The sequence below is a fragment of the Reyranella humidisoli genome, assembly GCF_019039055.1.
GTDB classification, from domain to species: domain Bacteria; phylum Pseudomonadota; class Alphaproteobacteria; order Reyranellales; family Reyranellaceae; genus Reyranella; species Reyranella humidisoli.
This window is the reverse complement of sequence record NZ_JAHOPB010000002.1, coordinates 259,321-271,066: the sequence shown is the minus strand read 5'-3', so window position 1 is coordinate 271,066 and position 11,746 is coordinate 259,321. Positions and strand designations below refer to the sequence as shown.

8 protein-coding genes are annotated in these 11,746 nt (G+C 67.1%); 2 read left to right on the top strand and 6 right to left on the bottom strand.

Annotated elements, in window-relative coordinates; translation table 11 throughout:
- Window position 1: 1 nt before the first annotated feature.
- On the top strand, window positions 2–889 hold the full coding sequence (locus KQ910_RS19630; RefSeq protein ID WP_216964434.1) for a 50S ribosomal protein L11 methyltransferase: 888 nt from the start codon (window positions 2–4) through the stop codon (window positions 887–889).
- A gap of 66 nt (window positions 890–955) precedes the next feature.
- Here the strand turns inward: KQ910_RS19630 and KQ910_RS19625 are convergent, their stop codons facing one another.
- Entirely contained in the window at window positions 956–1,360 is a 405-nt protein-coding gene (locus KQ910_RS19625) for a DUF1127 domain-containing protein (protein ID WP_229600825.1), read from the bottom strand.
- Between the two features lie 209 nt (window positions 1,361–1,569).
- Here KQ910_RS19625 and KQ910_RS19620 point away from each other — a divergent pair, with 209 nt between their 5' ends.
- Window positions 1,570–3,579, top strand: coding sequence for an aminopeptidase P family protein (locus KQ910_RS19620; RefSeq protein ID WP_229600824.1), 2,010 nt, complete (start codon window positions 1,570–1,572; stop codon window positions 3,577–3,579).
- Between the two features lie 212 nt (window positions 3,580–3,791).
- Here KQ910_RS19620 and ligA read toward each other — a convergent pair whose 3' ends face one another.
- From ligA to ftsA, 5 genes are all read right to left on the bottom strand, one after another.
- Window positions 3,792–5,960, bottom strand: a complete 2,169-nt coding sequence (ligA, locus tag KQ910_RS19615) for an NAD-dependent DNA ligase LigA (RefSeq protein ID WP_216964432.1) — start codon at window positions 5,958–5,960, stop codon at window positions 3,792–3,794.
- Between the two features lie 10 nt (window positions 5,961–5,970).
- Window positions 5,971–7,644 (bottom strand): DNA repair protein RecN, encoded by a 1,674-nt coding sequence (gene recN, locus KQ910_RS19610; protein ID WP_216964430.1) that lies wholly within the window; start codon window positions 7,642–7,644, stop codon window positions 5,971–5,973.
- Between the two features lie 9 nt (window positions 7,645–7,653).
- The gene (locus KQ910_RS19605) at window positions 7,654–8,472 is read right to left on the bottom strand and encodes an outer membrane protein assembly factor BamD (RefSeq protein ID WP_216964428.1); all 819 of its coding nucleotides are present in this window, start codon (window positions 8,470–8,472) and stop codon (window positions 7,654–7,656) included.
- Window positions 8,473–8,578: 106 nt separating this feature from the next.
- Complete coding sequence (gene ftsZ / locus KQ910_RS19600) at window positions 8,579–10,324, bottom strand: cell division protein FtsZ (RefSeq protein ID WP_216964427.1); 1,746 nt, start codon at window positions 10,322–10,324, stop codon at window positions 8,579–8,581.
- A gap of 149 nt (window positions 10,325–10,473) precedes the next feature.
- On the bottom strand, window positions 10,474–11,709 hold the full coding sequence (ftsA, locus tag KQ910_RS19595; protein ID WP_216964424.1) for a cell division protein FtsA: 1,236 nt from the start codon (window positions 11,707–11,709) through the stop codon (window positions 10,474–10,476).
- Window positions 11,710–11,746: the final 37 nt, after the last annotated feature.

Here is an 11,746-nt window from a genome sequence, read left to right as displayed (position 1 = left end):
CATGAGCAAAGTACGCAAGGCTGGCTTCGTCGCGCCGGCGGCGCAGCGCGCCGATTGGGAAATCCTGCTGGAAGAACGGCTGGGCGAGGAAGGCTTCATCGTCGCGAGCTGCGAGGTCTCGCGCGACGGCCCCTGGCGCATCGACGTGTTCGGCGAGGGCGACGAGGCGCTGGTGACGGCGGCGATCGAGGCAGCGGCGCAGGCGCTGGGCCTGGCCGTGCCGGACTGGCGCTGGGAAGCGCTGCCCGACATCGACTGGGTGGCCGAGAACCAGCGCTCCTTCAGGCCCTTTGCGGTCGGGCCTTTCTGGGTACACCCCTCGCATGTCAGCGAGGGCCGCCCCGCCGGCCTGCTGCCGCTGCGCATCGATGCGGGCCTGGCCTTCGGCACCGGCACCCATGCCACCACGCGCGGCTGCCTGGAGATGCTGGCGACGCTCGATCCGGCGGACACGGTAAACGCCGTCGATGTGGGATGCGGCAGCGGCATCCTGGCCATCGCCATGGCCAAGCTCTGGAAGCGGCCGGTGATCGGCGGGGACAATGACGCCGAAGCGGTGGAGGTCGCGCAGGAGAACGCGGGACTGAACGGCGTGCCCGATCTTTGCTCTTTCTTCGTGTCCTCGGGCCTGCAGGCCGATTCCCTGTCCGGCCGCGCCCCCTATGATCTCGTTGTCGCAAACATCCTGGCGGGACCGTTGCTCGACCTGGCAGACACCTTCGCCGGCGCGGTACGGCCGGGCGGACGCGTGCTGCTGAGCGGCCTGCTGGTGGAGCAGGCAGCCTGCATCGTCGCCGCTTACGGACAACGAGGTTTCGTCTTCGAGCGCCGAATCGACCTGGAGACGGGCGGCGCCTGGTGGCGCAGCCTGATCTTGCGCCGGGAATAGGCGCAAAACGAAAGGGCCGGCTTTCGCCGGCCCTCGTACGCTTACGCTACGCTACTCAACAATCGGCTACGCCGCGCGGCGCAGATTCTGGTTGGCCAGGGTGACCGGTCCGGCGACATAGTCGAACGCGGGCGTCACCCCTTCGGCGGCCTCGCGAACCGCGAAGTCGATGTCGGCCCGGCACAGGCCGAGGTCGGACAGTTCGCGGTCGGTCATGCGATGCAGCTGGGCCTCGGCGGCGCGCAGCTTCAGGTTGGCCTTGATCCCCGCGGTGAGGCGGTCGTACTGACGGCCAATCCACAGGATTGCATCACCGAAGCCGTTCGCCAGCATTTCGGCGCGGGCATAGCGGGCACGCAGCTCGATCAGGTGGCGATCGGCGGTGAAGCCGAACTTGGAATTCGCGTTTCCCCCCGCCGGCGCAGTTTCGCTGGTCAGATCCTTAAAGGTCCGAATCGGCTGGGTCATCATGAGTCTCTCCTTTATTGTGCAATGCGAAAGTCGATGCTGCATCGCACTCAGCAAATATAGAGCCTTGAGCCGCAACAATAAGTGCAGAGGTTGAAGGTTCGATATGCACACAACGCATGGCGCACCATATTTTAGCATTTCGCAGATGCGAAAGAACGAAAATTGCTCAGTTTGCCTGTCCCGACCTCCGCGCGTAGGGTCGCGACATCATGAGTTCCGCTCCAGATGACGTTCTAGCCCTGCTCCGCAAGCATGGGCGCAGCGCCGACCCGGCTGCTCTCGATGCGCTGATGCGCGGGGTGGCCGCCGCCCCTGAAAGCCTGTCCGGCCCGGAGTGGATCGAACTGATCGATCCGGCTCCTGATGCCGAAATGACCAGCGCGCTGACTGCCTGGCGGGCAGCGTTGGCCGCCGGCGACGACGGGCTGGAAGCGAGCCCCGCCCCGGCCTCCCGGCTGGCCGACCTCCGTGCCGAGCTGAAGCGGCGGGGTCTCGACGGTTTCGTCGTGCCACGTGCGGACGAGCATCAGGGCGAGTACGTGCCGAGGCGCTCGCAACGGCTGGGCTGGCTGACCGGGTTCAGCGGCTCGGCGGGCCTCGCCATCGTCCTGGCCGAAAAGGCGGCGATCTTCATCGACGGCCGCTACACGCTCGCGGTCCGCGACCAGGTCGATGTCGGGGCCTTCGAGCCGCACCAGATTCCCGAACAGTCGGCAGAAACCTGGATCGCCGAGAACCTGCCCAAGGGCGGCAAGCTGGGCTTCGATCCCTGGCTTCAGACCGTCGACGGCTACGACCGCTTCGCTCGCGCCTGCCAGCGTGCGAGCGGCAGCTTCGTGCCGGTCGAATCCAATCCCGTCGACACCGTCTGGACGGGCCGTCCGCCCGCGCCGCTGGCGCCGGTGCTGCCGCATCCCGTCGAGTTCGCCGGCGAGACCAGTGAGAGCAAGCGCGACCGCATCGCCTCGACGCTGGCCGCGAGGAACGCCGACGTCGCACTCATCACCGCGCCCGATTCGATCGCCTGGCTTCTGAATGTGCGCGGCGGCGACGTTCCGCGCACGCCGTTCGCGCTGGGTTTCGCGCTGATCCACGCCGACGGCCATGTCGATCTCTACATGGATCGCCGCAAGATTCCCGACCGCACCGTGTCGTGGCTCGGCAATGCCGTGACCCTGGCGCCGCCCGAGGAGTTGGGGAGCGCCCTCGACCTGCTGGGCAAGCTGGGCAAGCGCGTGCTGGTCGAGACCTCGACCGCGCCCTACTGGGCCTCGACACGGCTGCAGGCGGCGGGCGCGACGATGGTGCGGGACTCCGATCCCATCTCGCTCCCCAAGGCCTGCAAGAACGAGGTCGAGTTGGAAGGCATCCGTGCCGCGCATCGCCGCGACGGAGTCGCCGTCAGCCGCTTCCTGAACTGGCTCCACCTCAAGTCGAGTGCGGGCGCTTTGCGCGAGATCGAGGTGTCGGACCGGCTGCAGGCACTGCGCGAAGAAACCGGCAAGCTGCGCGATCTCAGCTTCGACACGATCTCGGGCGCCGGCGCCAACGGCGCGATCGTCCACTATCGCGCCTCCGAGGCGACGGAACGCACGCTCGAGCCGGGCAGCCTCTACCTCGTGGACTCCGGCGGCCAGTATCGCGACGGCACCACCGATATCACCCGCACTGTCGGCGTCGGCACGCCCTCGCCCGAGATGCGCGACCGCTTCACGCGCGTCCTCAAGGGCCATATCGCGCTGGCCAGCGCCCGCTTCCCGGTCGGCACGACGGGATCGCAGCTCGACGTGCTCGCACGCTATGCACTGTGGCAGGTCGGGCTCGACTATGACCACGGCACCGGCCACGGCGTCGGCGCCTATCTGTCGGTGCACGAAGGCCCGCACCGCATCTCCAAGATGCCCAACTCGGTCGCGCTGCAGCCCGGCATGATCGTCAGCAACGAGCCCGGCTACTACAAGACCGGAGCCTACGGCATTCGCATCGAGAACCTCGTGGCGGTGAAGGAGGTCGAGATCAAAGGCGCCGATCGCAAGTATCTCGAGTTCGAGACCCTGACCCTTGCCCCGATCGACCTTGCCTGCATCGAGCGGTCGCTGCTGACCGAGGCCGAGAAGCAGTGGCTCAACGACTATCACCGCCGTGTGCGCGAGACGGTCGGGCCGAACGTCGACGAAGCGACACGCACCTGGCTCGAACAGGCAACGCGCGCGATCTGACCTTTTTCGTGCCGAGCTGAACCACACCACCTCATCCTGAGGAGCGGCCACAGGCCGCGTCTCAAAGGATGGGCTACAGACGATGTGCTCGTGCCCACCCTTCGAGACGCTCACTGCGTTCGCTCCTCAGGGTGAGGCCGTGGTTTGGAAATTCGACGCGGTTCATCTTCTTCTGGAAAGACGCCCGCCTCTTTGAGCACCCAAACCATGGACTACCCGCTGAGCTTCACCCACTCTTCCTCGGTCATGGTCTGAACGCCGAGTTCGGCGGCCTTACGGGCTTTCGAGCCGGCGTTCTCGCCGACGACGACGAGGCTGGTCTTCTTCGACACCGAATCCGTGACCTTGGCGCCCAGTTCCTCGGCACGCGCCTTGGCGGCATCGCGGGTCATGGTCGAGAGTTCCCCGGTGAAAACCACGATCTTGTCCTTGAGCCTGGCGTCCGCCGCGATCACTCGCCGCTGCACCGGCTGGACGCTGAGCTGCTTCAGCAGGTCCTCGATGATCTCGACCGTATGGCCTTCGGTGAAGAACTCGCACATCGCGTCGGCCGTGGTGACGCCGATCTGCTCGACGTTGCACAGCCGGCCATATCTCGGGCCCACGGTCTCCGCGGCCTTCTCCTTCTTCGCCGGATCGGGATGCGCCGTGCGCTCCTTCGCGGCGGCCAGCATCTCGGCCAGCCAGGTGTCGGCATCGCCATATTCCTGGGCGAGGATCTTGGCCGTGGCCTCGCCGATCAGGGGAATGCCGATCGCGTTGATGAAACGGTCGAGCGAGATGGTCCGGCGGGCCTCGATGGCGGCCAGCAGGTTGCGCACGGAAAGGTCGCCCCAGCCCTCGCGTTTCTTGATATCGGCTTCGTGCTCGTGCAGGCGGAAGATGTCGCCTGGAACCTTGAGCAGCCCGTCGTTGAAGAAGTTCTCGATATGGGTGCCGCCCAGTCCCTCGATGTCGAAGCAGTTGCGCGACACGAAGTAGCGCAGCCGCTCGACCTGCTGGAACGGGCATTCCAGCCCGCCGGAGCAGCGCCGCACCACGCCCCCCTCCTCGGCCTTCACCTCGGTCTCGAGCGGACAGGGGCAGCGCGTCGGGAAGTGATACTTCTTCGCGTTCTTCGGGCGCTCGTCGGCCACGAAGCCCAGCACCTGCGGGATCACGTCGCCGGCGCGCTGGATCGTGACCATGTCACCGACCCGCACGTCGAGCCGCTCGATCTCGTCGGCATTGTGCAGCGTCGCGCGCGCCACCATCACGCCGCCGACGTTCACCGGTTCGAGATCGGCGACCGGCGTCAGCGCGCCGGTGCGTCCGACCTGGACGTTGATGCCGTTCAGCCGCGTCCGCGCCTGCTCGGCCGGGAACTTGTGCGCGGTCGCCCAGCGCGGCGCGCGACTGACGAACCCCAGCCGCTCCTGCCAGTCGATGCGGTCGACCTTGTAGACGACCCCGTCGATGTCGTAGGCCAGCGACGGGCGCGCCTCGCCGATCTGCCTGTAGAAGGCGCGCACCTCGTCCGGCGTCCGGCACAGCTCGGTCAATGGATTGGTCTTGAAGCCCCACGCCTTGAGAAGCTTCAGGTATTCACTGTGCGTCTTCCACGAACGGGGCTCGGCCTCGCCCCAGGCGTAGGCGAAGAAGCGCAAGGGACGCTTCGCGGTGATGCCGGCATCGAGCTGGCGCAACGAACCCGCGGCGGCGTTGCGCGGATTGGCGAAGGTCTTTTCTCCCGCCTCCTCCTGCCGCTTGTTCATCTCCTGGAACGCCGAGCGCTCCATGTAGACCTCGCCGCGCACGTCGATCGACTTCGGGAAGCCATCCTTCCCGTGCGCCTTCAAAGTTTGTGGAATATCCTTCACGGTCTTGAGATTCGCGGTGACATCCTCGCCGGTCGTGCCGTCGCCGCGCGTCGCGCCCTGGACGAACTCGCCATCCTCGTAGCGTAGGCTGATCGAGAGGCCGTCGATCTTCGCCTCGCAGCTGAACGCGATCTCGTCCTCGGGTCCGATGTTGGTCTCGCGTTCCAGGCCACGGCGCACGCGATCCAGGAAATCCTGCAGCTCCTCGTCGGTAAAGCAGTTGTCGAGCGACAGCATCGGCCGGCGATGCGTGACCTTGGCGAAGGCCGTCGTCGGCGTGGGCGCGACGCGCTGCGTCGGGCTGAACATGTCGACGATCTGCGGGAAACGCGCCTCGATCGCCTTCAATCTCTGCCGGAGCTTGTCGTACTCGGCGTCCGAGATCTCCGGCTCGTCCTTCTCGTGATAGAGCTTGTCGTGATGGACGATCTCGTCCGTCAGGCGCTTGTGTTCGGAGCGGGCCTGCCGCTCGGTCAGCTTGTCGACGTCGAGCGCCGCCACGACCTTCGCCGCACGGGACATTGCCGCCTCCCTAGCCCGCCGCCGCCAGCAGCCGGTCGGCCGCGGCCCGCGCCTCGACCGTCACCTCGGCACCCGAGAGCATGCGCGCGATCTCCTCGCGGCGGCCCTTGGCATCGAGCGACAGCACATCGGTGCTGGCCGTCGTGCGGGTCGTGGTCTTGCGGATCAGCCAGTGACGGTCGGCGACGGCGGCGACCTGCGGCGAATGGGTGACGACCAGGACCTGAACGTCCCGGGCCAGCCGCTTCAGCCGCTCGCCGACGGCAGCCGCTGTGGCACCGCCGATTCCCGAATCGACCTCGTCGAACACGATGGTCGGCGCATCACCGACCTTGGCGAGGCAGACCTTGAGTGCCAGCAGGAAGCGCGAGAGCTCGCCGCCCGAGGCGATTTTTGCAATGGGTGACGGCGGCGCGCCGGGATTGGTCGAGACGGTGAACTGCACGCGGTCGGTGCCGGCGGCCGACCAATCCGGCTCCGGCAACGCGGCCACTTCCGTGACGAACTTCGCACGCTCCAGCTTCAGCGGCGCCAGCTCGGCGGCCACCGCCTTGTCGAGCCGGGCCGCGCCCCTGCGGCGCGCGGCCGCCTGCGTTTCCGCGGCCGCAAGATAGATCGCGCGAGCCGCCTTTGCCGCGGTGGCCAGCTTCTTCAGCCCGGCCTCGCCGTCGTCGAGGGCCGCAAGTTGCGCCGAGAAATTCTCGGCGAGCGCGGCGAGCCCGGCCACGGCGACATTGTGCTTGCGCGCCATGGCCCGCAGCGCGAACAGCCGCTCCTCGATCTTCTCGAGCTTTGCCGGATCGAATTCCAGCGCATCGCGCGCCATCTCGAGCTGGGCCTGCGCCTCGGTGGCTTCGCTCAAGGCGCGATCGAGTGCGGCCAGCGGTGCGTCGAGACGACCGGCCGCCTTGTCGGCGTTGCGTTCGACCAAGCGATGCGCCGTCCTGAGGCTCGCAACCGCCCCCCGACCCTGCTCCAGCTCGCCCAGCGCCTGGCTGACCGCTTCCCCCAGCGCGCTGCCGGCCCGCATCAGCTGGCGTTCGCCGGCCAGCGTCTCCTCGTCGTCGGCCTTCGGCGCCAGGGCATCGAGTTCCTTCACCGCGTGGCGTAGAAACTCCTCGTCGCGCCGCGCCGCCTCGGCGGCGGCCTGCGCGTCGGCATGGGCCTGCTCGGCGGTGCGCCATGCCGTCCATGCAGAGGCAACGGCGGCGGCCTGCTTCTCGAGGCCGGCGAAGGCATCGAGCGAACCACGATGCGTTGCCGTGTCGAGCAGCCCGTGCTGCTCCATCTGTCCCTGGATCTCGACCAGCGTGTCGCCCAGCCGGCGCAGCAGCGCGACCGAGGCCGGCTGGTCGTTGACGAAAGCACGGCCGCGACCGTCTGCACCGATCATGCGGCGCAGGGTCAGGACATCTTCGCCATCGAGGCCCTGCTCCGCCAGGATCGATCGTGCCGGATGATCGCGCGGCAGGTCGAAGGAGGCAGCGATCGAGGCCTGGGTGGCGCCGCGCCGAACCACGCCCGATTCGGCACGGGCGCCGAGCGCCAGGCCCAGCGCATCGATCAGGATCGACTTGCCGGCGCCTGTCTCACCGGTCAGTGCACCGAGGCCGCCGCCATGGGCGAAATCGAGGTCGAGTTTCTCGATCAGCACGAAGTCGCGGATCGAGAGCGTGGCGAGCATGCCGGACGGTCAGAAGATGCTGGAGAACCAGCCGCGCTTCTCGTCAGGCGGCCGTGTGCCCTCGCCGGTCATCAGGAAGTAGCTGTCCTGATACCATTCGCTGCCGGGGAAATTGTAACCGAGCACGGCGGCGGCTTCCTGCGCCTCGCTCTTCACGCCGAGCGAGAGGTAGCTCTCGACCAGCCGGTGCAGCGCCTCCGGAACGTGCGTCGTCGTCTGGTAGCGTTCGATCACCACGCGGTAGCGGTTGATGGCGCCGACATACTGCTGGTTCTTCTGGTAGTAGCGGCCGACGTCCATCTCCTTGCCGGCGAGATGGTCGATGCAGAGCTCGACCTTGAGGCGGGCGTCGCGCGCATAGGGCGACTCCGGAAAGCGCTTCACGACTTCCGCCAGTGCGTCGAGCGCCTGCTGGGTTGTGCGCTGGTCGCGGCCGACGTCGGAGATCTGCTCGTAGAAGCAAAGAGCCTTCAGGTAATAGGCATAGGGCAGGTCGCGATGGCCGGGATGGAGCTGGATGAAGCGATCCAGCGCGATGATGGCTTCGTCGTACTTGTTCGACTGGTAGTAGGCGAAGGCCGCCATGATCTGCGCCTTGGTGGCCCAGACCGAATAGGGGTGCTGACGGTCGACTTCCTCGAAGTTCTTGGCGGCCGTCTTGTATTCCTGCTGCCCGAGCGCATCGAGACCGCGATTGTAGAGCTGTTCGACGGGGCGCTCGACATACTTGTCGTCGTCCGAGCCGCAGGCGGACAGGCCGAGCATCGCCAGCGAGAGCGTCAGCCCGGCAATGATGCGTCGTCCCTTACTCACAACCAACTTCGACATGTCCCATCCGTGATACTTCGGCCCGGCGCGTTATATCACGCGCCTGCGAAAAAAAGAGGGGCCAACGGCCCCTCGAGAAGATGCGTGGATAACCGAAATTCCTGCGTCAGTTGGCTTGCCGCCGCAGGAAAGCCGGAATCTGCAGATCGTCGTCGTCGCGGGCGGGCTTCGCACGCTCCGTGACATCGAGGCTGATCGAGGTCTGGACCGGTGCCGGTCGCGACGCGGCCGCCTTGGGAGCCACGGGCACGACGTTTTCCGGCGCGGTCCGTGCAACTGTCGGCTCGGCCGGCGCGGCGGCCGGTGCGGTTGCCGCGGGCTTCGGCGCCGAGAAGGCCCCGGTGATGCGCTGGAAAAGGTTCGGCGCGCGGCTGTCGGTTGCCGGGCGCGCGGCCATCGGACGCGTGACAGCCTCTGCACGGACCGGCGCCGGCTTGGGAGCCGACGGACGGCTGACACGCCAGTCGTTCTCATCGACCAGCGGGCGCTGCGGGGCGGCCTGGACGGGCGCCGGAGCCGGTGCGGCCGCGACGGGGGCCGGGATCGGCGCGGGCGCCGGGGCGACCGGCGCTTCCATGACCGGCGCGGCCATCACGGGTTCCTCGACCACCGGCGCTTCGTACACCGGTGCGGGTGTCGGCATCGAGGCCATGATCGGCGCGGCCGGAGCGGCTGCCTCGACCGGCGCCGGCGCGAAGGCCGGCGGCGCAACGGCCATCGGCGGCGCGACGGGAGCCGCCGGCATCGCAGGCGCCATCGCAGCGGCCGGCATGGCAACGCGACCGACCGGTGGCGCGACCGGACGGCTGAGCGCCGGCTGGCCTGTCTGCATCGGACGGTTCATGTCGAGCGACAGGTAGTTCGGCGCAGGCTGCTGCGCGGCCATCGCGGCGATACCGGTGGCGACCACTGACACGCGCATGCGGCCCTGCATGCCGGCATCGAAGGTCGAGCCGAAGATGATGTTGGCGTCGCCGTCGACTTCCTCGCGGATGCGGTTCGCGGCTTCGTCGACTTCGTGCAGCGTCATGTCGAGGCCGCCGGTGATGTTGATGAGCACGCCCTTGGCGCCCTTCATCGAATGATCTTCCAGCAGCGGGTTGGAGATCGCCGACTCGGCCGCGACGCGGCTGCGATCCGGACCTTCTGCCTCGCCCGTGCCCATCATCGCCTTGCCCATCTCGCCCATGACGGTGCGGATGTCGGCGAAGTCGAGGTTGATCAGGCCCGGCATGACCATGAGATCGGTGACGCCGCGCACGCCCATGTGCAGCACGTCATCGGCCATCTTGAAGGCGTCCGCGAACGTCGTCTTCTCGTTCGCGATCTTGAACAGGTTCTGGTTGGGGATGACGATCAGCGTATCGACGACCTTCTCCAGCTCCGTGATGCCCTGCTCGGCCGACTGCATGCGGCGGCGGCCTTCGAAGTGGAAAGGCTTGGTGACGACGCCAATGGTGAGGATGCCCTGCTCGCGCGCCGCGGCGGCGATGACGGGCGCCGCACCGGTACCGGTACCGCCGCCCATGCCGGCGGTGACGAACACCATGTTGGCGCCGTCGAGAAGCTGAAGGATCTCCGGCAGCGCCTCTTCGGCGGCCTGACGGCCGACTTCCGGACGGGCGCCCGCGCCGAGACCCTGGGTGATGGTGATGCCAAGCTGGACGCGCCGGTCGGCGAGCGATTGGCTGAGCGCCTGCGAATCGGTGTTCGCAACGATGAACTCCACGCCTTCGAGCGCGGCGCTGATCATGTTGTTGACGGCGTTTCCGCCCGCGCCACCGACACCGACGACGGTAATGCGCGGCTTAATCTCGGACTCCGTCTGAGGGAGACTGAGGTTGATGGTCATTCGGTTTTCTCCACGCAAACGAGGGGTTATCTGCTCGGAGCAACGGCGTGGGCATCCTGTTTGAGTAGAAACCCTTCACCGCCACCGGCTTTTTCTTGTCTTTATGTCTATAGCCTGTGGGATTTGCCTCATCCCGCACAACATATTGCCTAAAAGTTTTCTCTAATCCAACTGCCAATCCGGCCGATTCGACTCGCCGGTGCTTCGCTCGACGCCGGTTGAGCCTGCGCGACGGCGTGATTCTGGAGCGCGAAGGAAAGAAGTCCGGCCGCTGCGGAAAACGCAGGCCCGCCAGTCGAATCCGCGAGTCCCGCCAGACGCAGCGGCGCGCCGGTGCGGACCTTCTTGTTGAGAATCGCAGCGGCGACTTCGGGGACGCCATCGAGTTGGCAGCCGCCACCGACCAGAACGGCGCGTCCACCGGCCAACTTATCCACACCGGACGCTTCGAGTCGGCTGCGCACGAGTTCGAACGTCTCCTCGACTCGCGGACGAATGATGCCGACCAGGATCGAACGCGGAATGTGGTTGGGCCGCGTGCGATCTTCCTCGCCGATCAGCGGCACGTCGATGATGTCGTACTCGTCGTTGGGCTTGATGACGGCGCGGCCGATCTGCGTTTTCATCCGCTCTGCATGCGCGACCGGCGTCGACAGGCCACGGGCGATGTCGCGCGTGACGTGTTCGCCGCCGACCGGGATCGAATCGACGTGGACCAGGTGGCCTTCATAGAAGACGGCGATCGAAGTGGTGCCGGCACCCATGTCGATCAGGGTCACACCGAGGTCACGCTCGTCGGAGACCAGCGAGCTGAGGCCCGCGGCGTGGGCGGCGACGACGCGGTCGGCGATCTCGAGATGGGCGCGGCGCACGCAGACCTGCAGGTTGCGCATCGCACCGCTCGCCGCGGTCACCAGATGGACGTCGACTCCCAGGCGCTCGCCGAACATGCCGCGCGCGTCGCGGACCGGGGTTCCGTCGACCGTATAGCCGATGGCGGCGGAATGGATGATGTCGCGGTCGGCGGTCTCGGCCGGAAGCTGGATGTGCTGCTGGACACGACGGACGTCGCGCTCGCCGATCTCGTGATGGCCGATCGCCACTTCGAGGCTCTGATTGTGCGAGGCTGCAGAACCGCCGCTGACGCCGACGATGACGTCGCGGACCTGCTCGCCACACATTTCCTCCGCGGTCGACACCGCCGAGGAGATCGCCCGGGTGGCCGCTTCCATGTCGATGATGTTGCCCGAGCGCATGCCGAGAGCGGGCTGGTGGCCGATACCGACCACCCGAAGTCCCTGGCCGTCGACCCGCGCCACGAAGCACACGACCTTGTTGGTGCCGATGTCGAGCGCCGCAATGACGCCATTTCTCGTCTTCGCCACGATGTCCCCCGTCTACGCGTACACTTCCGAGTTTTTT